At 66.9% G+C, this 22405-nt stretch carries 20 protein-coding genes and 1 pseudogene; 14 read left to right on the forward strand and 7 right to left on the reverse strand.

Annotated elements, in window-relative coordinates; all coding sequences use genetic code 11:
• Window positions 1-424, forward strand: a pseudogene (locus AC5Y30_RS24855) (MCE-family protein MCE1A); the annotation flags it as partial.
• Window positions 425-487: 63 nt separating this feature from the next.
• On the opposite strand, the gene AC5Y30_RS24860 reads toward AC5Y30_RS24855, so the two are convergent.
• Window positions 488-1405 (reverse strand): DMT family transporter, encoded by a 918-nt coding sequence (locus tag AC5Y30_RS24860; protein WP_499921853.1) that lies wholly within the window; start codon window positions 1403-1405, stop codon window positions 488-490.
• Between the two features lie 113 nt (window positions 1406-1518).
• Window positions 1519-2412, reverse strand: coding sequence for an oxidoreductase (locus tag AC5Y30_RS24865; RefSeq protein ID WP_499921855.1), 894 nt, complete (start codon window positions 2410-2412; stop codon window positions 1519-1521).
• Window positions 2413-2594: 182 nt separating this feature from the next.
• Here AC5Y30_RS24865 and AC5Y30_RS24870 point away from each other — a divergent pair, with 182 nt between their 5' ends.
• From AC5Y30_RS24870 to AC5Y30_RS24890, 5 genes are all read left to right on the forward strand, one after another.
• The gene (locus tag AC5Y30_RS24870; RefSeq protein ID WP_499921857.1) at window positions 2595-3587 is read left to right on the forward strand and encodes a diacylglycerol/lipid kinase family protein; all 993 of its coding nucleotides are present in this window, start codon (window positions 2595-2597) and stop codon (window positions 3585-3587) included.
• 449 nt (window positions 3588-4036) lie between these two features.
• Window positions 4037-7297, forward strand: coding sequence for a thioester reductase domain-containing protein (locus AC5Y30_RS24875; protein ID WP_499921859.1), 3261 nt, complete (start codon window positions 4037-4039; stop codon window positions 7295-7297).
• Between the two features lie 31 nt (window positions 7298-7328).
• A complete protein-coding gene (locus tag AC5Y30_RS24880; RefSeq protein WP_499921959.1) occupies window positions 7329-8237 on the forward strand; it encodes a metal-dependent hydrolase in 909 nt (302 codons plus the stop codon).
• Between the two features lie 2 nt (window positions 8238-8239).
• Window positions 8240-9169, forward strand: a complete 930-nt coding sequence (locus AC5Y30_RS24885; protein WP_499921861.1) for an alpha/beta fold hydrolase — start codon at window positions 8240-8242, stop codon at window positions 9167-9169.
• A gap of 8 nt (window positions 9170-9177) precedes the next feature.
• Window positions 9178-10260, forward strand: a complete 1083-nt coding sequence (locus tag AC5Y30_RS24890) for a PDR/VanB family oxidoreductase (RefSeq protein WP_499921862.1) — start codon at window positions 9178-9180, stop codon at window positions 10258-10260.
• Window positions 10261-10330: 70 nt separating this feature from the next.
• Here the strand turns inward: AC5Y30_RS24890 and AC5Y30_RS24895 are convergent, their stop codons facing one another.
• A complete protein-coding gene (locus AC5Y30_RS24895) occupies window positions 10331-11386 on the reverse strand; it encodes a hypothetical protein (protein ID WP_499921864.1) in 1056 nt (351 codons plus the stop codon).
• A gap of 94 nt (window positions 11387-11480) precedes the next feature.
• On the opposite strand from AC5Y30_RS24895, the gene AC5Y30_RS24900 reads away from it, so the two are divergent.
• From AC5Y30_RS24900 to AC5Y30_RS24910, 3 genes are all read left to right on the forward strand, one after another.
• Window positions 11481-12764 (forward strand): hypothetical protein, encoded by a 1284-nt coding sequence (locus AC5Y30_RS24900; protein WP_499921866.1) that lies wholly within the window; start codon window positions 11481-11483, stop codon window positions 12762-12764.
• 45 nt (window positions 12765-12809) lie between these two features.
• A complete protein-coding gene (locus AC5Y30_RS24905) occupies window positions 12810-13100 on the forward strand; it encodes a YiaA/YiaB family inner membrane protein (RefSeq protein ID WP_499921868.1) in 291 nt (96 codons plus the stop codon).
• 117 nt (window positions 13101-13217) lie between these two features.
• On the forward strand, window positions 13218-14534 hold the full coding sequence (locus AC5Y30_RS24910) for an acyltransferase family protein (RefSeq protein WP_499921870.1): 1317 nt from the start codon (window positions 13218-13220) through the stop codon (window positions 14532-14534).
• Here the strand turns inward: AC5Y30_RS24910 and AC5Y30_RS24915 are convergent.
• Window positions 14498-15163, reverse strand: a complete 666-nt coding sequence (locus AC5Y30_RS24915) for a response regulator (RefSeq protein WP_499921871.1) — start codon at window positions 15161-15163, stop codon at window positions 14498-14500. The two genes, AC5Y30_RS24910 and AC5Y30_RS24915, sit on opposite strands and share 37 nt — an antisense overlap.
• Window positions 15153-16313 (reverse strand): MacS family sensor histidine kinase, encoded by a 1161-nt coding sequence (macS, locus tag AC5Y30_RS24920; RefSeq protein WP_499921873.1) that lies wholly within the window; start codon window positions 16311-16313, stop codon window positions 15153-15155. The genes AC5Y30_RS24915 and macS overlap by 11 nt, the downstream gene beginning before the upstream one ends.
• A gap of 139 nt (window positions 16314-16452) precedes the next feature.
• Here macS and AC5Y30_RS24925 point away from each other — a divergent pair, with 139 nt between their 5' ends.
• From AC5Y30_RS24925 to AC5Y30_RS24935, 3 genes are all read left to right on the forward strand, one after another.
• Window positions 16453-17427: an Acg family FMN-binding oxidoreductase gene (locus AC5Y30_RS24925; protein ID WP_499921875.1), complete on the forward strand. Its 975-nt coding sequence runs from the start codon at window positions 16453-16455 to the stop codon at window positions 17425-17427.
• Window positions 17428-17644: 217 nt separating this feature from the next.
• Window positions 17645-18313, forward strand: a complete 669-nt coding sequence (locus AC5Y30_RS24930) for a response regulator (protein ID WP_499921877.1) — start codon at window positions 17645-17647, stop codon at window positions 18311-18313.
• A gap of 59 nt (window positions 18314-18372) precedes the next feature.
• Window positions 18373-20022 (forward strand): GAF domain-containing sensor histidine kinase, encoded by a 1650-nt coding sequence (locus AC5Y30_RS24935; RefSeq protein ID WP_499921961.1) that lies wholly within the window; start codon window positions 18373-18375, stop codon window positions 20020-20022.
• A 27-nt stretch (window positions 20023-20049) separates the two neighbouring features.
• Here the strand turns inward: AC5Y30_RS24935 and AC5Y30_RS24940 are convergent, their stop codons facing one another.
• Both AC5Y30_RS24940 and AC5Y30_RS24945 read right to left on the reverse strand, forming a co-directional pair.
• Window positions 20050-20733 (reverse strand): PAS and ANTAR domain-containing protein, encoded by a 684-nt coding sequence (locus tag AC5Y30_RS24940; protein ID WP_499921879.1) that lies wholly within the window; start codon window positions 20731-20733, stop codon window positions 20050-20052.
• Window positions 20734-20839: 106 nt separating this feature from the next.
• On the reverse strand, window positions 20840-21289 hold the full coding sequence (locus AC5Y30_RS24945) for an Hsp20/alpha crystallin family protein (protein ID WP_499921881.1): 450 nt from the start codon (window positions 21287-21289) through the stop codon (window positions 20840-20842).
• Between the two features lie 142 nt (window positions 21290-21431).
• On the opposite strand from AC5Y30_RS24945, the gene AC5Y30_RS24950 reads away from it, so the two are divergent.
• Entirely contained in the window at window positions 21432-21797 is a 366-nt protein-coding gene (locus tag AC5Y30_RS24950) for a MerR family transcriptional regulator (protein WP_499921883.1), read from the forward strand.
• A 63-nt stretch (window positions 21798-21860) separates the two neighbouring features.
• The gene (locus AC5Y30_RS24955; protein ID WP_499921885.1) at window positions 21861-22397 is read left to right on the forward strand and encodes a DUF1360 domain-containing protein; all 537 of its coding nucleotides are present in this window, start codon (window positions 21861-21863) and stop codon (window positions 22395-22397) included.
• Window positions 22398-22405: the final 8 nt, after the last annotated feature.

A 22405-nucleotide genomic window follows, 5' to 3' on the forward strand; every position in this document is an offset into this window, starting at 1 on the left:
AATCTACTGCTTGATGCGCAATGAACACGATGCGCTGCCCGCCACGGGCGCGGCCGAGGGCGGTTTCAACGGCTACTCGTTGAACATGAACACCGAGGCGCTCTCCGGGCTCGGATTGATCGCCAACCCGGTATCCGCGCTGCCCGTCCTCGCGTCGATGGTGGGCGGCGTCGTCGGCGTGGTGGGCGGGGCGCCCAACCCCTACGTCTATCCCGAGAACCTGCCGCGGGTGAACGCGCGCGGCGGCCCGGGCGGTGCGCCGGGGTGCTGGCAGAAAGTCACCCGCGATCTGTGGCCGGCACCGGAGTTGGTGATGGACACCGGCAACAGCATTGCGCCCTACAACCACCTCGACACCGGATCGCCGTATGCGATCGAGTACGTCTGGGGCCGCCAGGTCGGCGACAACACCATCAACCCATAGCAGCCCGTCAGGCGCCGTGAGAATACTTACCCGGCAAGCCAATTCGGTGTGTAGATCAGCCGCTCACGCTTGGGAAGCCGCCTTCGACCGCGCGCTGGATTTCAGGTCACGCCCAGCGCCGGCCGACATCGAGGCGGCCTCCCCGCGAGCCAGACCGACGGTCGCGATGATCACCACGGCCGTCGTCACCGCGATGACAAACCATTCCCAGCCGCCGGCTGCCAAGGTCTCGTTGAGCACGACGATGCCGAGCACCCCACCCACCACGGGCTTCGCCACGATGATCGTCGGCAGCGACGCGGTGAGGGCGCCGGCCCGATAAGCAGACTGGTGATAGATCATCCCGGCCACCCCGCAGGACACCAGCGCGTACAGCTCGAAGCTGTGCCACACCTGGCCGGGATGGCGTTCCAGGATGTCGACGACGCCCTTCATCAGGACCGCGAACACCGCCAGTAAGGTGCCGGCCACCGCCGCCAGCAGCAGAGCCGCAACCGGGCGATCCGCCCACACCCGCGCGCCGAACAAACCCAGCAGCAACAGCGGGACGATCACCACGGCCACCACGATCCACGTGTGCAGCGGTGCCCGCTGCTGGCCGCCGGTCGGGTCTCCGACCGAGATCAGCACCGCCAGCGCCACCGCCAGGACCAGCGCCCAGCTCCATTCCCGGCCGGTGATGCGGTTACCGGTCATCCGCGAATAGATCGGCAGGGCGAACAGCAACGCCGTCACCTGTAACGACATCACCAGCAGCACGGAGCCCTTGTCCAATGCGGCGGCCAGCAGCACGTAACTGCCGATATCGCCCAAACCGCCCAGCCACCAACGCTTGTCGCGCAGCAGCATGCCGAACAGGGTCAGGTGGCCCACCCGTTTGTCGGTCACTTCCTGCGCGGAGCGCTGCCGAACCACGTTGCCGATCGCGGACGCCAGCGCGGCGCACAGGGCGAGAAGGGCCGCCAGATTCGCGTCCGACATGGCATTACCTCCTCGCTGCGTGCGGTTGAGTTACCCAACTAATCTAGCCGCGCCCCGCGTGCCCGGTGCGCGGACGGGGTTGTCCGGGTGAGCGGGTTGAATGCCGGGACCGCTCAGAGCGGGAATTTCGTTTCGGTGAGCCGCTCGGACAGTTCCCAGAGGGCGGTGGCAGTGCCGGCGCGCTTTGCCGGCCAGTTGCGCCATGTCGGCTGGGTGCGGCCGTACAGTCCGAACCGCGGGCCGACGAAGGTGTCGCCCGGCAAATCCTGCGAGGCCGCATACAGCGTCTGGCGGGCGCCGAACTCGGCGTCGGTGGAGACGATCCGGTCGACCGCCAGGACCGCCGCGTCGCCCAGCTTGCGGCCCGAATTGCCTTGCAGGTTCGTGTGCGACCAGCCGGGGTGGGCCGCCAGCGCGCGCACCGATGTGCGGGCGCCGTCCAACCGCCGCTGCAGTTCCTTGGTGAACAACAGGTTGGCCAGCTTCGACTGGCTGTAGGCCAGCCAGGCCGAATACGGCCGGGACTGGAAGTTCAGGTCTTTGAGGCTGATGTAGCCGAAGTGGTGCATCAGCGAGGACACCGTCACCACGCGATCGGTCAGCTTAGGCAACAGCAGGTTCGTCAACGCGAAATGGCCGAGGTGGTTGGTGCCGATCTGGCCCTCGAAGCCGTCGACGGTGACCGCATGTTTGGTGGCCATGATGCCGGCGTTGTTGATCAATACGTCCACCGTGTCGATGCCCTCGGCGAAGCGCCGCACCGACGACAGGTCTTGCAGGTCGAGCTGACGCACCTCGGCCGTCCCCGCCCCGGTGCCGGGCGCTGAAGCGGTCATGCGCGCGGCGGCGGCATGGCCCTTGTCGGTATTGCGGACGGCCAGGGTGACCCGGCCACCGACCCGTACCAACTCGCGCGCGGTGATCTCGCCCAGCCCCGCGTTGGCGCCGGTGATGACGATGCTCCGCCCGGCGAACGAGGGCAGCTCCGCTGCGGTCCAATTCGGCATGGCAAACACCCTAACTTCGTAATTGCGACGGCGGCTGCCGGGCCGCGGGGACTGGCGGAGGCGTGCGGCAGCGTTGCGGGGCAACTCGGACGCGCGGGTATCGTGCCTGGGATGCCCAGCGAAATCCCACCTGAGCGATGGATCGGACGACATTTTTTCGGGCGCGCATGGGGGTTCGCCGGATGTATCTAGGCGTCATCGTCAATCCGAAAGCGCGGAAGAATCGCGCCGCCTCTCGCGACCGCATCGCCGGACTGCGTCGCATCGTCGGTTCGCACGGCGAGGTGCACGAGACCAACTCGATCGAGGAGCTGCACGGCGCCATCCAGCAACTCGCGCCGCGGGTGACCCACCTCGTCGGCGACGGCGGCGACGGTGCGCTGCACTGGTTGATCAACGAGATCGAGCGCTGCATCGATGATCCGCAGCGCTGGCCTTCGTTCGTCCCGACCAACGGCGGCAGCGTCAACGCCGTCGCGCGCAAGGCCCGGGTGCGCGGACGGCCCGAAAAGATCATCCGTGCGCTGGTGTCCGCCGCCGAGACGGATCAACCTCCACCCGACGAGATCCTGGACACACTGGTGCTCGACGGCGAAACCGACGACGGCGCAGCGTTTCACCGGCTCTGCTTCGGGCTGGCCGCCGGGGGCGTCGGGAACCGTTTCTACGACCGGTATTACGACTCACCCGATCACGGTCGGCTGGCGGTCGCCCGGGTGATCGCTCGCAGCTTCGGCGATTACCTCACCTCGAAGGTCGCCCCGAGCCGGGTGAAGACGCCCAACTACGCCTCCATCCTGTTCACACCGACGCGGGCGCGGGTGGTGATCGACGGCGATGAGGTTCCGTCGCGCACGCACAGCTTGTTGCACGCCGGCGCGATCGACCTTCGCATCGGTGGGCCGCTTCGGTTGTTCCCCAAGGCGTCCGAGCCCGGTGCGCTGCATTTCCAGGCCGGAAACCTCCGGCCATCCCTGATCGTGGCGCAGCTTCCGACGGCACTGACCAACGGCATGCTGCGCGGCAACGGGCTGCGCGACGTCAACGGCAAGGAGATGACGATCGAAGCCGAGGACGAACCCCTGTCGCCCATCATCGACGGTGAGCGTTTCCTCGGCATCGTGAAACTGGTGGCGCGCGCGGGACCGCGGATCCGCATCGCCAGGCCCGCGTAGCCGGCTGCGGCCGGCATCCAATCGCCCTTGGCGGCCCACCCGCACGCGCGGTTTCCGGGCTCGCGTTATCCTGCGGATAATTGCGATTTCTATTTGCGATTTGGCCTGTGAGTGCGACGATGGTAAAAGACTTAATTGACTCGGGCGGTCGCTTGACCGTTTATAGTAAATGCGCGGATTAGTAGATACGTACTTCAGTAATTCAGGCCGTGGCGCAGGGATAATACCTGGTCGCGAGCGACTGAGATACTGAAATCCGTAGCCGCGGAGATCAGCATCCGTGCATTTAAATCGGACGGGTATCTGAATCCTGTGAATGCAATGTGTGATGACCATTTAGGCTGTTCAACCCTTTGCTAAGGGCGGGCCGGCAGCGCTACATTGGATTAATAATTACCGACGTGAGTCGTGCTCGGGCCAAGCCAACCTGGAAGGGGGATCACTCCGACATGGAGACTCTGATCGATTACCTACACAAGTGGGAAGCGCAGAAGCCGGACCAGACCCTGTTTCGCTTCGTCGATGCCGATGGCCGGGAACTCGAGCACTACACCTACCAGGGCTTCGCCGAACGCACCCGTGAACTGGCCGCCTACCTGTCCAAGGAGGCCGGCCTCGAGTCGGGCGATCGTGCACTGCTGGTCTACTCGCCCGGACTCGAAATGGTCGCGGCGCTCTATGCCTGCGCCCGCATCGGGGTGATCGCCGTTCCGGTCAGCCCGCCCTTGCCGATGTCCTTCGATTCCGGGCTCGCCAAGCTCAGCTTCATCGCCCGCGATTGCGGGGCCAAAGCCGTGCTGTCGACGAAGCAGTTCGAATATGACTTCCGTCTGCTGCTTGGCCAACGGCACGGCCAGCAACTCTGGGCGGACGAATCCGGCGCCGGCCTGCCCGAGCTGCCCTGGTTCGCCACCGACGGCGCCCAGGACTTCGGCGGCGCGCCCGTCGCGGACACGCCCGGCGAGGTGCTCTTCCTGCAGTACACCTCGGGCTCGACGAGCGATCCCAAGGGTGTGATCGTCACCCACGCCAACATCATCGCCAACGGTTTCGCCTTCAGCGGCGGCGACGTGGTGGTGGCCTCGTGGCTGCCGCAACACCACGACATGGGGCTGATCTCGGCCTACATGTTCGTCGTGCTGTTGGGCGGAAGCACGCATGCGATGTCGCCCCTGGACTTCCTCGCCCGGCCGGCATCCTGGCTTCGGCTGATCAGCGACGTGCGCGCCACGCACACGCCGGGCCCCAACTTCGCGCTCGAATACTGCCTGCGCGAGGACAAGCTGCCCGCCGCCGAGTTGACCGGCGTGGACCTCAGCAGCCTCGAATGCATCGTGGTGGGCGCAGAACCGCTGCGCGCCAACACCTTCGCTCGCTTCCGGCAGCGATTCGCCGAGTATGGCCTGCGGCCCGAGGCGCTCACCGGCGCCTACGGCATGGCCGAATTCACACTGACCGTGTCGATCCGCGGGCGCCAGACCATCGCGGTGAACAAGCGTGGACTGGAGCGCAACGTCGCCCGCGTCGAAAAGGCGCTGCCCGAGAACAGCAACCAGGTCACCTTGGTCAGCTGCGGCAAGCCCATCGAGGATGCCGTGGTTCGCATCGTCGATCCCGAATCCCGGCAGGCGTTGCCCGACGGCCGCGTCGGCGAGGTATGGCTGGCCGGACGCTCCAAGGGTGCCGGCTACTGGAACCGGCCGGAGCTCACCGCGGAGATTTTCGGCGCGCGCGTCGCCGGTGATGACGGACGCACCTACCTGCGGACCGGAGATCTCGGCTTCGTCTACGAGGGCGAGTTGTTCGTCTGCGGCCGCAGCAAGGATCTGATCATCGTCCGCGGCGTCAACTGCTACCCCTCCGACATCGAAGCCGTCGTCGAGCGCACCGCCGCGCAGATCCGCAAGGGTTGCGTCGCCGCCTTCTCGGTCGAGCACGATGAGTCCGAGGCGCTGATCGTCGTCGCCGAGGCGCGCGACGAGCACAGCCTTCCGGACGCCAAGGCCCTGGCCCGCGCGATCCGGCGGCACTGCCACATCGATCCGCACACAATCGTTTTCGCACCGCCGCGCAGCATTCCGAAGACCACTTCGGGCAAGATCCGGCGCTCGTCGACACGCCAGCTGTGGCTGGACGGCAAGCTGCCCACCTTCGCGAGCTGGATCAACCAGTCGGCCAACCGAACTCACGATGGCCTGGCTGACGGCGCGGGTCCGCTGGAGCGCTTCCGCAATCTCATCGAGAGCTACGACCTGAGCGGCGACGAGGACTGCTCGTTCGCCGATCTCGGCATCGACTCGCTGGCGTTGGCCGAACTCCGCACCGACCTGCAGGCCTTGCTGGAGGAGAACGGCGCCGGGGAGTTGGCCGAAGAGGTCAACACCCGCCTGTTGCAGCGGCTGACGGTGTCCGAATTCTTCGGGCTGGTCCGCCAATTCGGTGAGGGGACCGGGCAGCCGCTCGAGGCGCTGCGCCGCGCGCTGGATCAGATCTCCGCCGAGTACGAGGCCTACGAGGCCGCGCAGATGCGGGCCGACGCGGCACTGCCGCTGCCGGAATTGGCACCCGCGCGGCCGGGCGAGCCCACGGATCTGCTGCTCACCGGCGCGACCGGATTCCTCGGGCCGTTCCTGGTGAGCAGCCTGCTGGCGCAAACCTCCTTTACGGTGCATGCGCTGGTGCGTGCCACGGACGCCGCGCACGGCCTGGACCGCATCGTGGCGTCGCTGCGCCGCGCCCAGCTATGGACGCCGGCGCTGGAAGCCGACGTTCGCGCGCGGGTCCGCGTCGTCTGCGGCGATCTCGCCGAGCCCGCGCTGGGCATCGGGGAGGCGGCCTTCCAACAGCTGGCGCAAGACGTCGATGCCGTCGTGCACAACGGCGCCCTGGTCAACTACGTGCGCACCTATGACGCCCTGCGGCCGGCCAACGTCGAGGGCACCCGCGAGCTGTTGCGGCTGGCGATGACCAACCACCGCAAGGCTTTCCATCTCGTCTCCAGCACGTTCATCTACGGCTGGAGCACCGAGCCGGTGGTCGGGGAGTGGGACGCCAACGAAAAGATGGCCGGCCTGGACTTCGGCTACTCGCAGACCAAATGGGTCGGCGAGCAGCTGGCGCTGGCCGCGCAGCGCAAGGGACTCGACGTCCGCATCTACCGGCCGTCGCTGATCTCGCCGACCCGCGCGGGCTTCGGCAGCCAGGACGACATCCTGGTGCGCTTGACGGCGTTCATGATCGAGCACGGCGTCGCCGTCAACGCGCTCAACCAGATCAGCCTGCTGCCGGCGGACCTGATCGCGGATCACATCGTCACGCTGATGGGCCTGCCGGACGAGTCGGGCAGCGTCTTCAACATGACCGCCGACGACTACTACAACCTCACCGACGTCACCCGGATCTTGTCCGAGCGGTACGGGTATCGCTTTGACTACCACGACATCCCGTCGTTCACCGAGCAGCTGAACCGCCGCTGCACGCCGAACGATCAGATGTACCCGCTGGTCGATTTCCTCACCCGGTCGGCGGACAAGATCGCGGCGATGCGGGACAAGCGCTACGACAACACCCAGTACCGCCACCGACGCGGGCTGGCCAAGGTCCGCCTGCGCGAGCCGGCCCTGACCGAGACGGTCGATCATCTGGTCCGGTTCTTGCGCAGCGAGCGTTTGATCACTGAGGTGGAGGACGAGGCGCAGCGCAGCGCCTAGCTTTACGATCTGACGGAAAGGGATGGCGACGATGTTCACCGTCGATGACAAGGCAACCGGCCCGCACGACGCTTCGCTCGACCACGAGCGAATCGTCCTGCAGGCGCGCGACGTCGACTTCGACTGGTCGACGCTGCCGTTCTACTACGTGCCCAACGAGCCCTTCACCACGCACTTCTGCAACGTGCTGCACCTGTTGTTGCCGGCGGGTGAGGAGTTCATCGTCGCCGCTTTCAAGGACACCCTGCCGCTGATCAAAGACGATCAGCTGCGCCGCGATGTGCAGGGATTCATCAGCCAGGAGGCGATGCATTCCCAGGCGCACGCGGGGGTGCTCGGGCACTTCGCGGTCAAAGGCATCGACGTGACCCCGTTCACCGACCAAATGCGTTGGCTTTTCACCCAACTCATCGGCGACCGGCCGCGGTGGAGCCCGCGCCGGCGGCAGAGCTGGTTGCTCGAGCGGGTGTCGATGGTGGCCGCACTCGAGCACTACACCGCCATTCTGGGCGAGTGGATTCTCGACACCCCGCAGCACGACGCCATGGGCACCGACCCGGTGATGCTGGACTTGTTGCGTTGGCACGGCGCCGAGGAAGTCGAGCACAAAGCGGTTGCCTTCGACACCATGAAGCACCTGCGCGCCGGGTATTGGCGGCAGGTGCGCACCCAGCTGCTGATCACCCCGGCGCTGCTGTGGTTGTTCGTCCGCGGCGTGCGATTCATGTACTCGGTCGACCCCTACCTGCCCCCCGGCACCAAGCCGCGCTGGCGGGACTACTTCCGCGCCGCGCGCCGGGGTTTGGTGCCCGGCCCGTTCCAATTCCTCCGGGTCATCGGCGCCTATTACACGCCGAGTTTCCATCCTTCCCAGCTGGGCGGGGTCGGGCGCGCGGTCGACTACCTGGCCCGCTCGCCCGCTGCCCGCGCGTCGCACTGACGATGACGAACGAATTGGTGTCAACTACCGTCACCGCCTCCGACGGCGTGCGACTGGCGGTGCATGCCTACACCGACATCGACCCGGGGCGCCCGACGATCCTGGCCATCCACGGCTATCCGGACAACCACCACGTATGGGACGGCGTGGCGACGACATTGGGTCGCCGATTCAACGTCGTGGCGTACGACGTCCGCGGTGCCGGCCAATCCTCAACGCCGCCAGGCCGTTCGGGATACCGGCTGCCACAGCTGGTCGCCGACGTCGGCGCGGTGATCGAGCGCCTCGGCGTGGACGAGGTGCACCTGCTGGCCCACGACTGGGGATCGATCCAGGCCTGGGCGGCGGTCACCGACGACGCCGTGATGGGCAAGATCGCCTCGTTCACCTCCGTCTCCGGCCCGCACCTGAACTACGCGGGCAAGTTCTTGCGGTCGGCCCGCACGCCGCGCGCGCTTCTCGACGTGGTCAAACAGGTCCTGGCCTCGTCATACATCTGGTTTTTCCTGTGCCCGGGCGTGCCGGAGCTGGCGATCCGGGCCCGGGCGACGGTGAAAGTCTTTGAGGCCGTTGAGCGTATCGGCGGATCGAGCGCTCGTAGCCGCGGCGGACGTGGTGCGAATTACCGCTCGGTCGATGACTACCTGAACGGGCTCAACCTGTATCGCGCGAACATGCCCGCACCGATGCTGGCGCCCCCGGCGCAGTTGCCGCGGACCACCGTTCCGGTGCAGGTGCTGGTCGCACGCCAGGATTATTTCGTGTCGCCCGCCCTGCAACGGTTTACCGGCTCCATCCCGGAGGGCGGCAGGGTTGTGCCGATCGAGGGCGGGCATTGGGTGGTCACCGCCTACCCCGACGTCATCGCCCGGCTGACCGGTGAGTGGGTCGACCTGATCGCCTCCTCCGGCGACCGTCGCGGCATCGGCTAGATGTGAGGATGATTGTGGCGCAGACTATTTGGGACAGCGTCCCGGCCGACCTGTACGGCCGTCGCAAGCGTGACCGCATGTACACCGCGTTGTACGGCGTCGGTTCGCTGTTCGGCGGCCTAGCGTCGGCGTCGCGGTGGACATCCGCGCGGGTTCAGTCCGTGCGGCGCACCACCACCGCGGTGGTTGCCAAGCGCGAACTAGTGACGCCCGACGTGGTCGCGCTGACGCTGGTCGACCCCGACGGTGGGTTGTTGCCGTCCTGGACACCCGGCGCCCACATCGACGTTCGGCTGCCATCGGGCCGGCGCCGGCAGTACTCGCTGTGCGGTTCGCCCGGCCGGCGCACTGACTATCGCATCGCGGTGCGCCGCATCGCCGAGGGTGGCGGTGGTTCGATCGAAATGCACGATGCGTTCAAGGCCGGCGACAAACTCGAGTTCGAAGGGCCCCGCAACGCGTTCTATCTCGTCACCGACGAGCGTGAGGTGTTGTTCGTGATCGGTGGCATCGGGGTGACACCGATTCTGCCGATGATCCGCACCGCCCAGCAGCGCGGAATCGATTGGCGCGCCGTCTATGCCGGTCGCAGCCGAGATTACATGCCGCTGCTGAACGAGGTGGTGTCGGTGGACCCGGACCGGGTCACCGTGTGGGCCGATGACGAGCGCGGCCGATTGCCCACCGCGTCCGACTTGCTTGCCTACGCGGGGCCGGGGACGGCGGTGTACGTGTGTGGCCCCACCGCCATGCTGGAATCGGTGCGCATCGCGCGCAACGACCACGCGGACGCGCCGCTGCACTACGAACGTTTCGGCCCGCCGCCGGTGGTCGATGGTGTTCCCTTCGAGTTGGAACTGGCCCGCTCGCGGCGAGTGCTCAGCGTGCCGGCGAACCGGTCGGCGCTGGACGTCATGCTCGACCGCGATTCGACCACCGCATACTCCTGCCAGCAGGGGTTCTGCGGAACCTGCAAGGTCAAAGTGCTTGGGGGACAGGTCGATCGCCGCGGGCGCACCGTCGAGGGTGATGACGAGATGCTGGTGTGCGTTTCCCGCGCGAAATCCGGGCGCGTGGTGATCGACGCCTGAGCGCTCGATGCGCCAGCTAACGGGCGGTAACGCAGGGCAATTCTCTTCGAATACAGTAGGTTTCGAGGACCTACATCGGTCCGGGAAGCTCCCCCAGATCAGACAGCTCGGCGTGGACGGATTCGATGGCGGCCCGGTATTGCTCCTCGCTGAGCGTTTTTGTGTAGTACCGGTTCATCCGGAGCTGGTATTGCTGGTCTCGAAGTTGCCGAATGCGGTCGAGCCGGGCGGTGTCGGTCGCCGAAAGTTTGAATTCCTCGATGCTGATGTGGCCGGCCATAACGTGTTCTATCGGAGAGAGCCGATAGCCGCAATGAGCCAGCATCTCCAGATAGGCCTTGTAATAAGGTCTTTCGCCGACGCGCCACGTGTCGCGTTGGGCTCCCCACTCGAAAGCGGCCAGCACCATCGCCAGGATCACGACATCGGCGCGCACGTCGACGTTGGCCCGCGCCGCCAACTGCTCTCCACTGGATTCGTTGATCCCCAGCATTTCTGCCGCCAGCGTCATGCTGGCGGGACAGTGCAGCTCGGTCAGGTAGTGGAAATTGCGGGCGATGAAGACGTCGATCCACGGCGGCGGCGCCGCTAGCAGATTGGCCCGAACCCACTGGCGCCGCGCATCGGCGACCCCCGAGGCGCGTCGGTCCAGTTCGCGCATCATCACCCAGTCACGCTTGGCATTGGCCGCCGCTTCGGATTCCAGCTTGACCGGTCGGCTGCCTGTGCAAGTGGGGCCGCCCGTCAGCTCGTCCAGTGCCATTGGCCGGGCCTGGTCATGGGTCAGGTACGACACGTATACCTCCAACTCCGGCAATCCCGTCCAACGGGCCAGCTCGCCCAGCGTTCTCTCGCCGGGGTATAACCTGCAGATCTGATCCTGCTGTTTGAGGTCATCGCGGGTGTAGATGAGGCCGACTTGCTGTTGTTCGTCGCCGCGAGTCCCGAGATACACGCGCCACCCGGCCGGTCCGGCAATTCCCGGTAAGAAGTGCGAAGAGATTTCGACCAACAAGTCATCGATCGTGGCCGAGGCGGGGAAAACCCAGAACTCGCGGTGCGAGTCAACATCGTCGCCCATGGCGACCGAGCCGCGGTCGACGGACACCTTCACCGTGTCTGACATCGTCAAGTCCTCACTGCCGCTGGGCCTACAAAACTATCGAAACCGCGCCGCATTGCGGGAACCATTAAGTGCTCCGTTGGGTCATGCTTAGGCAATGCCGAAGAAATCGCTCCTGTCGCTGCAGCCGGAAACCGGCTTGGGGGACCCGACGGTGGGGACGTGGCGGGCCGCCGCGCTGAGCATGGCGGTGATCGCGCCCGCGGCCTGGTACGGGCTGGGCGCGCTGCTCGGGGCGGCGGTGGCGATTCCGGTGATCTACGCTCTAGCGCGGTTGCGTGGCCATGCTCCGGAAGCGCGCAGCACCGCCGAGTTGATCGGCGCCACGCTGGGGCCGCGAGCGGGGGCGGCCGCGGGCATCGTTCAGCTGCTCGCCTACCTGGTGCTGGCAGGGAAGTTCGCTGCGACGCTCGGATTGCAAGCGCTGCAGGTGCTTTCGCCCGGTGACGATCCCGCCGCGATCGTGTCGTGGCTCCCGGTCGCCGCCGCGGCTGCGGCTCTCGTCATCGGGGCCGCGGCCTGTTGGACATCGACTCGTGTCGTGGCGTCGCTGGCGATGCCGCTCGTGGTCGCGGGCCTGCTCCTCTACGTCTGCCTCGCGGCGGCGGTGATCGCCCTCGTCGCGCTGAGCACCGACCCCGTCGTCATCGGGACGGCCGCATCACCGCGCCCGCTGTCCGGCCAGCTCGTCGGCTTCGGCCTGGGCATGGTGGGCGTCGAACTGCTCACCCTCCGCATCACGCGCGTCGCCAGGCCGGGGCGATCCATGTCGCTGGCCGTCGCGCTGGTGGTCGCGGCCGCGGTGGTGTTGTGGGTCGGTGATCACCGTGGCGTGGCGGGGCCGTGGCGATGGAGCGCCAAGATGCTGGCCGAGGCCGTGCCCGAGTTCTACGCCGACGACGGCCGGCGGTGGATGGCGGTGGCCGGCACCGCGTTGGCTGTGGCCGCCGCGCTGGTGTCCGGCTGGGCCGCGGTGCGCGCCGCCTCGGGTCTGGCGGTGATGCGCGGGGCGTCACCGAACGCCGGTCTGCGACTTTCGGTGGTGGGGCTCGTCGCGGTGGTTGCCGTCGTGGTCTCGGCGCAACGCGCTGGCTGGATCGGGCCGGCTATCTTCGGCGCGGTGCCCCTGCTGCTGATGGTGCTGTATGTGTTTGTTACAGAGGCTAATTCGCGGATCCCCGGCGACAGCGTGGTGGCCTGGTGGGTGCGGCTGGTGATGCCGGCGCTTGCCGTGGTGGCGGTGGTCAAGCCGCTCGTGGATTCCGAGTTCGCCGGCGTCCGGGTGGCGACGGTGGTCGCCGCCGCGATCGGCGTGGGCGCCGCGGCCGCTGCGGCGGCGGTACTGCCGTGGCGCCGCGATACACCGTTGAAATCTGAGTAGTCTTACGGATGCCCGCGAACGGTCCACTGCCGCAGAGTCATTGGCATGACCGTTCCCAGCAGCATGTCGAAAACCACCGCCGCCTTCTTCGTTCAGGCCGCTGTCGCGTTCGCGATCAGCTTCGTGGCCGCGCTCGGCGGAATCTACTTCCTTCCGCTTGATCCTTGGCCACGATTGTTTCTCGGCATCACCTTCCTATTCCTGGTGTCCAGCGCGTTCACCCTGGCCAAGGTCATCCGCGACCAGCAGGAGGCCGCGACCGTGCGGGTACGCCTCGACGAGGCCCGCATCGAAAAGCTGCTCGCCGACTACGACCCGCTCAACGCCGCGAACTGAGTAGTACTACTCAGCCTCGACGCGTAGAAGTGCGCAGGCTCGCGCGCGCATCCTCGGCGAGGCTTCTCTCATCGCTTTTCCACCACAACGCATCCGCAGAAGGGCAGATCCGCTCCCATGACAACTCTTGTGAAGTTTCCCGGCGTCGCCGAGGTGGCCGCGAGCACGCCGGCCGATCGCGATCGCGTCCTCGACGTCATCCGCATCACATCGCTGGTCGGCGTGGTGCTCGGCCATACCGTGATGGCGGCCAGCATTATCGAAAACCACGTATTGATCTGGGACAACCTGCTCACCAGCTCGGTGCTGTTCCAGGCGATGACGTGGTTGCTGCAGATCATGCCGCTGTTCTTCTTCGCCGGAGCGGCGGCCTGCGTGTCTACCTGGGCTCCCGGCACCAACTGGGGCGGCTGGCTGATGAAACGCTGCACCAGGCTGTTCCGTCCGGTGTTCTACTATCTTGCGTTCTGGGCCGTCGCGCTGACGGTGCTGTATCGGGCACTGCCGCAACACATCTACGAGCCGATCGCCGGCGTCAGCACGCAGCTGCTCTGGTTCCTGGGAGCCTACGTCCTGGTGCTGGCGGCCATGCCCGTGCTGTACCGCATCACCACGGCCGGGCGCCTGGTTGCCGGTGTGGCGACGGTCTATGGCGCGATCGCGCTGATCGACACGATCCGGCTGCACTGGCCGGCGATGATGCCGCTGGGTTACCTCAACCTGGCCGTCTGGCTCATTCCCGCCATGTTCGGCGTGGCCTACCGCCGCGGGCTACTCGGTGGCCGCGCCGCGCTGGCCGTCGCCGCCGCCTTCTTCGCCGTGGACGTCGCCCTGGTGCACTGGGGGCCGTATCAGATCAGCATGGTGGGCACCGGTGACCACCAGCTGTCCAACACCAGCCCGCCGTCGCTGCTGCTGGCGGGGCATGCAATCATCCTGAGCGCGTTGGCAATCGCGGCCGCACCGACGATCGCGCGCTGGGCGCAGCGTCCGCGGGTGTGGTGGTGGACCGCCATCGGTAACTCCGGCGCGATGACCCTGTACCTGTGGCACATGCCGGTGCTGCTGGGCGTGCACCTGGCCTTCGATTACCTTGGCTGCCCGCGCTTTCTGGGCGAGCAGGACTTCCTCGCCGTCAGCCTCGCGCAAGTGCTCATCGTCGTCGTCGCGGTGGCGGTGCTGTTCGTCGCGCTGCGGCCGCTGGAGAACAACCCGCTGTCCGGTTGGGACGGCGCACCCGCGGTGACGTCACGTGGGCAGGGTCGCGCCATCGGTGCCCTGCTATGCGTGGCCGGCGTGGCCTTGCTCGCCGCGATCAGGTGGGGACTCAAGGACGACGGGCTGGTGTGCATGGCCGTGGTGGTGACCGCGCTGGTGACCGCCCGGATCGTGGCGGGTCACGGCTCTTCGTCCAGGCCGTGCTCGATAGCGTAGCGAGCCAGCTCCACGCGATTGGCGACCTGAAGCTTGCGGAATGTCGCCTGCACATGGTTCTCCACAGTGCGATGGCTCAGCGAAAGCTTGTTGGCGATCTGCTTGGCGGACAGCCCTTTTGCGACATAACGCAACACCTCGGTCTCACGGTCGGTGAGGCTGGGGCGCGCGGGGCCGTCGTCCTTGCTCTGCGCGATGCGCCGATATTCGCCCAGCACCAGCCCGGCCAGGCTCGGGGTGAACACGGCCCGCCCCGCCGCCGTGGCCGTGACCGCCTGCGCCAGTTCGGCTTTCGAGGCACTCTTGACCAGGTATCCCGTCGCGCCGGCCTTGACCGCCTCCAGCACGTCCTCGCGTTCGTCGGAGGCCGACAACACCAGCACCCGCGATGAGGTCGAGACCGCGAGCACCGCGGCGGTCGCCTGCGCGCCGTCGCCGTCGGTCAACTGCATGTCCATCACCACCACGTCGGGCTGGACCGCGGCCGCCCGCCGCTGTGCGGCCGCCACCCCGTCGGCGGTGGCGACCACGGTGAAGCCGTGCTCGGCCAGGTCACGAGCGACCGCGTCACGCCAGATCGGATGGTCGTCGACCACCATCACCGTCGTCGGCGTCCCGTCATCCGCCATGGCGTCCCTCCCCGCGCGGCACGCACAACTCCCACTCGGCGCCTTCTCCGGGCTCGCTGCGCAATTCGGCGCTGCCGCCCAACGACGTCAACCGTCCCACGATCGATTGGGAGATGCCGAGCCGTCCCTGGCGCTTCGCTTCCTCGAGCCGGCCCGGGGTGATTCCCACTCCATCGTCGCGGACACTGACCAGAACTGAATCGCCGAGGTCCTCCAAGAGTACGAACGCGTGCGCATCCGGACCGGCGTGGGTGACCACGTTGTCCAGCGCATTGCCCACCGCTGCGTCGAGTTCAGTTGCCGCCCAACGTGCTAACGGCACCGGGGTGCCGGGCAGGCTGAACGACACCCGATCGGATTCCCGGCATTGGAGCAGCGTGCGCAGGTCGACGGTGGCGCCGTCTGTTTCCTGGCCGATGTCCGTGCACGCCAGCCAGCGCCGCAGCGCGCGTTCTTGCTCGCTCGCCAGGTCGGCGAGTTCTGCTGTGGCGCCGCCGATCTCATGCCCTTTCTTGGCGACCAGCGCCAGCACCTGGATGGCTCCGTCGTGTACCTGCCGCGACAGCCGGTCGCGTTCCTGCACCGCCGCCGTCAACTCGGCCGCTCGTTGTAGCTCGGCGTGGGCGCGGCGCGCGGTTTGCGCGGCCATCCCGATCGCCATGCCGATCGCCAGCTCGATGATGATCGTGGCGTTGTGCCCGAGGTTGAGCGCGAGGTAGTTCTTGACGGCGAAGTTGGTGGCCATCACCGCCAGTCCCGTCAGCATTCCGCCCGCGGGACCGAATTGGATGGCGGCCGAGATCGTGGGATTGCTCGCCCATAACGTCGTCGGCCAGGTTTGGTTCTCGGCCGCCCAGTGCGGGCTCGCAACGAAGTTGTTCGACCACATCAGCAAGACGACGACCACGAGCTCGGCGAGCACCCACGTCGGTTTGCGGCCGAACCCCCGCAGGTAGGCGAACGCGCACGCCGCGCTCCAACCGATCAGGGCCGCGAACAGCACCCAACCCAGCGCGGGCCGAATCAGATCCGGGTTGACCGCGATCTGAAATCCGGTGGCATAGACGCAGCTCAGCAACCGGAACACTTGCGCCGCGCGCCACAGCGGCGTGGTGGGATCGGGGCCGTGATTCGCCATCGTGGCCAGCATAAGGGCGGACGGCGCCGCGGTGGACCGGCCACGAAGATTGGCCGAAAGTCCTTTGATTTAGAGCCGTCGTGCCCTCGTGGCGTCGCCGATGATGCGTGACGGTGATACGAACAGGCGCTAGGAGAGAGGGAGAGCGAGGATGAGCATCCGCTTTCCGGACGCCGGCACGATCCGGACGGCCCTGACTTTGGCATCGCGCGCCCCGTCGGTGCACAACACCCAGCCATGGCGGTGGCGCGTCGAGGCGGCAAGCCTGCAGCTGTACGCCGACCCCGACCGTCGACTCCCCAACACCGATCCCGATGGTCGCGACCTGATCCTGAGTTGCGGGACGGCGCTGCATCACTGCGTTGCGGCGTTCGCGGCGGTGGGATGGCGCTCCCGGGTGAGCCGGCTGCCGAACGCCGACGACCCCGATCACCTTGCCACCATCGAGCTTTGGCCTCAGTCGGCCGATTTCGTCGACATCGCGCTCGCCGCGGCCATCCCCCGGCGGCGAACCGATCGACGCCACTACAGCTCCTGGGCGGTGCCGATGGGCGATATCGCGCTCATGGCCGCGCGGGCCGCCCGCACCGGTGTCACGCTGTGCCAAGTGGAAGACATCGACAGGCTGCACGACATCGTCGCCGAATCCGTCCGCGATCACCTGACCAACGACTATCTCGCCGAGCTCACGACGTGGAGTGGGCGCTACTTCTCGGTTGCGGGCGTTCCCGCCCGAAATACGCCGATATCGGATCCGGACGCCAAGATACCGAGTCGGCTATTCGCCGGTGCCACACTGCCGATGGCGCCGGATTCGTCCGCGGCCGACGACAACGCCGTGGTTCTCGCGTTGGGCACCCGCCACGACGACCGGCTGGCGCAACTCCGCGCCGGTGAGGCCACCAGCCTCGTGCTGCTCACCGCGACGTCGACGGGACTGGCCAGTTGCCCGGTCACTGAACCACTGGAGACGGCCGAGACCCGCGCAGCGGTGCGCTCCGGCATCTTCGGCGACAGCAACTACGCGCAGATGCTGCTTCGGGTGGGTTGGGCGCCGATCAACGCCGACCCGTTGCCGGCGACCCCGCGACGTGACCTGCGCGACTTCGTCGAGTGGGCCGATTGATCGCAGGCCTAAGCGGTCATCGGACCTGCCCCTGCGGGGGATCGACCCGTCCCGCAATGGGCTACGGCCGCAACGCTATTGAAGCGACATCGACCGAACGTCCTCACCCGCAGGGTCCAAAGTCGTTGAACCAGTTTCTTCTCGACGTCATCCGCCGAGAATATGAGATATTGGGTTGGTCTGCCGCGATGGATAGACCGGCAGGAAAGGGCCCGCCATGGTCAAGGTGTTCCTGGTCGACGACCACGAAGTCGTCCGCCGCGGTCTTTCCGATCTGCTCGCTTCCGACCCCGATCTCCAGATCGTCGGCGAGGCGGGCACGGTGGCGGAGGCGAAAGCGCGGATACCGGCGCTGTCGCCCGACGTCGCCGTCCTCGACGTTCGTCTGCCCGATGGCAACGGCATCGAACTGTGTCGCGACCTGGTGTCGGATCATCCCGACCTACGCTGCCTGATGTTGACGTCGTTCACCTCCGACGAGGCGATGCTCGAGGCGATCCTGGCCGGCGCCAGCGGGTTCGTCGTCAAAGACATCAAGGGCATGGAGCTGGCCCACGCGATCAAAGAGGTGGGCGCCGGTAAATCGCTGCTGGACAACCGGGCGGCCGCGGCGCTGATGGCAAAGCTGCGGGGCACCACCGCGCGCGACGACCCGCTGTCCGGGCTGACCGAGCAGGAGCGAACGCTGCTCGGACTGCTCAGCGAGGGATTGACCAACCGGCAGATCGCCGCGCGGATGTTCCTCGCGGAGAAGACGGTGAAGAACTACGTCTCGCGGTTGTTGGCCAAACTCGGCATGGAGCGCCGCACCCAGGCCGCGGTGTTCGCTTCGAAACTGAATCAGCGGGCCGGCCCATCATCGACAGCGCCGGACTGGTCGGGGTGACCGGCGGCGAAAACGGCTCGGGGTCCACGGAATTCGGGCAGCGCGGGCTGGTCACCAAGATGCACGCCCAGCTCGACGAGTTGCTGGACGCGCGCGATCAGATGGAGCGATTGCTTCGGGTCATCGTCGAGATCGGCGCGGGCCTCGATCGCGACGCCACTCTGCATCGGACCCTCAGTGCGGCAAGGGATTTGACCTCCGCACAATACGGCGCGCTGGCTATCCGCGATCGCGACGGCAACTTGAAGTCGTTTGTCCACGAGGGCATGGACGCCGAGACGGTTTCGCGCATCGGGCACCTGCCGGTCGGCAGGGGTCTGTTGAGCTTGTCACTGCTGGACACGCCCGCGCTGCGGATGGACGATCTGACGACGCACCGCGCCGCCGTCGGTTTTCCCGAGCACCATCCGAGAATGCGTGCCTTCCTCGCGGTTCCGATCACCATCCGCGACACCGTGTTCGGCAACCTGTATCTCACCCACACCGATCCGAAGCGGGTGTTCTCCGAGTCCGACGAGGTTGCCGCCCGCGCGTTGGCGTTCGCGGCCGCCGTCGCCATCGACAATGCGCAGGTCTTCGAACGCGAACGGACATCGGTGAAGTGGATGGAGGCCAGCCGCGAGATCACCACCGCGCTGTTGTCACGTTCCGAACCGCACCACCGCCCCCTGCAACTGATCGCCGAACGCGCGCGCGTGTTGACCGGCGCCGAACAGGCCATCGTGCTGGTGCCGGCCGACACCGACGCGGCCGACGACGATGCCGACACGCTGGTGGTCTCCGCTGCGGTGGGTTTGCACGCCTCCGATGTGCTCGGTCAACGGGTTCCGGTGGACGGCTCCACCAGCGGCGCCGTGTACCGATCCGGCGAACCGCTGATCACCGAGGAATTGCAGTACCCGATCCAGGCCTTCACCGACGTCGGGCAGCGCCCGGCGATCGTGATGCCGCTACGCGCCCGCGACGAGGTCGTCGGGGTGATCGCGATCGCCCGCGGCGCCGAGCAGCCGCCGTTCAACGAGAGCTATCTGGACCTGGTCAGCGATTTCGCCACGCATGCCGCCATCGCGCTGGTGCTGGCGTCGGCACGCGAGGACGCGCGGCAGTTGGCCATCCTGGCTGAGCGCGAACGCATCGCCCATGACCTGCACGACCACGTCATTCAACGCCTCTTCGCGGCCGGGATGAACTTGCAAGGCACGCTGGCAAGGGCGCGTTCGCCCGAAGTGGCCGAGCGGCTCAATCGCACGCTCGACGATCTGCAGACCATCATCGAGGAAATCCGCACGACGATCTTCGCGCTCAAGGACCCGATCGCCGCGAGCGGTGATTTCCGCCGGCGCATCCAGCGGGTGGTGGCCGACCTGACCGAAAACCGTGATCTCGTCGCCACCGTGCGCCTGGACGGGCCGACGACCGCCATCGGTACCGAACTGGCCGACCACGCCGAAGCCGTCGCCACCGAAGCCGTCAGCAATGCCCTGCGTCATGCGGGCGCGTCGCGGCTGACCGTCGACGTCAGCGTCGCGGACACCTTCACCCTGGACGTGGTCGACGACGGATGCGGCATACCGGCCGGCAACACGCGGCACAGCGGCTTGGCCAACATGAAGCGGCGCGCCGAACAACTCGGCGGCACTTGTGAGATCACCAGTGCGCCCGGCGGCGGCACCCGGGTCCACTGGGTCGCCCCGCTGATCGACCACTGAGGGCCAAAGGCGTTGCCCGCCAAAGTTTTACTCGTGGTCGGCGGACGGGTGGACGCGCTCATGCGCGGTCAGCATCAGGTGATCGAATTGCGACTGCGTGTTCAGCGGCAGGCCGGCTCGGCGGAAGTCTTCGGCAATCTGCTCGGCCAGCGGTCGCAGCTTGACATTCGCTTCCTGGGACAGCCACCTGAGCAAATCGAACGCCGCGATTTCGCTGAGGCCGTAGATCAGCATCAGCATGCCCTTGGCCTGTTCGATGGCGGCCCGATTCTCGCTGATTTCAGCGATTTTCGCGCTCATCTCGTCCTCGCGCGATCGCTCGCGCGGTCCCGAGACGTCGATGTAAAACCCGTGCGTTCCGATCACGTCACCGTCGTCGTCGAAGATCCGGTCGCCGACGACGACGACGTGGCGCACATTTCCCCGGGTGTCGACGATGCGATGCCGAGTGCTGAACGCCTGGTGCGTATGGACTATTTGATCGATGGTGGCCGCGACATGCCCGCGGTCTTCGGGATGCTTGTGCGAGAGCACCAGATCGGTGGTCGGAGTGACGCTGCCGGGCTCATACCCGTGCATGCGTTGCACTTGTTCCGACCATTCCCAGCGTTGGTCGGTGAAGTAGAACCGAAACCAGCCCGCCGGTTGTGCGGCGCCGCCGGCCAACGCCCGTTCGACGTTGGCCGTCTGGCCATCGAGTTCCCATTTCATCTGGATTCGGTCTTCCTGGCGCCGGGCGAGACGTCCGCACCGGTGGTCCGGGGCCGGCGGCGGGCGCTGGTCGGGGGAGTTGACCGCCGCCCGGGCCGCCGGTCGGTCAGGCGTTGATGACCTCGCGCTCGCCGGCGCTGTCCCGGACGGCCCGCGGCGTGTCCCCGCGGCCGACCGTGATCTTGCGCGGCTTCGCCTTCTCGGCCACCGGAACATGCAGGCGCAGAACGCCTTCGGCGTAGGAGGCCTCGATCTTTTCGGTATCGAGATTCTCGCCGAGCACCAGCTGGCGGCTGAAGACGCCGCGCGGCCGCTCGGTGGCCAGCATCTCGCGGTTGGGATCGACGGCCGGCCGTTCGGCGCGCACGGTCACCACATTGCGCTCGATGTCGATGTCCAGCGAGTCGACATCGATGCCGGGCAGGTCGAACTCGACGACGAATTTCTCGCCTTCGCGCCAGGCGTCCATCGGCATCACTGCCGGCCGGGCGGCAGTGCCGAGGACTTGGTGAGCGAAGCGGTCGAGCTCACGGAACGGATCTGAACGCATCAGCATGGTGGTCACCTCTCACTCCAATCTAGGCGGTGGGTCGGCAATTTCCTATGTCTAATGACATAGATTTCATATAGCACTCTCGACAGAATGATGCAAGTGTGCTAGATAGATTTTTTGTGCGGGTGGTTGAAGGAGATGGGTGATGGCCGACTACCGCGGCGACGCGGGTGCCCCCTCGTCCGACCATGGTGTGTACGGCATCTCGGTGGCCGCCGAATTGTCCGGGATCGCGGTGCAGTCATTGCGGCTCTACGAGCGCTACGGCTTGATCACACCCGCCCGCAGCGAAGGCGGCACCCGCCGGTATAGCGCCGACGACCTGATGCGGCTCAGACGCATCAGTGAGCTGGTCGACTCCGGGGTCAACCTGGCGGGCGTCGCGCGCATCCTCGACCTGGAAGATCACAACGCCACGCTGTCGGCGGCCAACACCGACCTGCGGTCCACCAACCGCACCTTGCGGGAAGCCGCAAAAAGGACCAACGCCGTCGAACCGGACACAGCCTGAGCCGTTCCGGATTGCGCCGGCCGACGCCGGGTACCCAACCCGCTATGCCTTTGAGGAGAAGCGATGGGTGAGTTGACGGATACCGGTGCCCAGGTCGCCAGCAGCGCGCGGCAGGAAGCCGATGCCTACCGGGGCGACAACGACCGGCCACTGGGCGGCTACCTGGCGGTGATGTTCGTCTATGGCGTCGTAGTGGTCTTTGCGGTGCTGGCCGCGCTGGCCAGCGGGCGCACACTTCCGACCCGGTGGCGGGTCCAGGACCTCGTCCTGCTCACCCTGGGCACCCACAAGCTGTCGCGCACCTTGACCAAGGACGCGGTGACGAGCCCGCTGCGAGCGCCCTTCACGCACTACGCGGGCACGGGCGGACCGGCGGAAGTCCAGGAAGAGGCCCGCGACCAGAGTCAGCTCCGGCACAGCTTGGGCGAGTTGCTCACCTGCCCCTTCTGCCTGGACATGTGGGTCGCCACGGGATTCGCCATCGGCCTGGTTTTCGCACCCAGGTTCACCCGGCTCGTCGCCGGGGTGTTCACCGCACTGGCCGGCGCGGACTTCCTTCAACTCGCCTACGCGATGGCGCAACAGTCGGCCGAAGGCTGACGCCGGTC

This window comes from Mycobacterium sp. NGS27 (assembly GCF_059813005.1).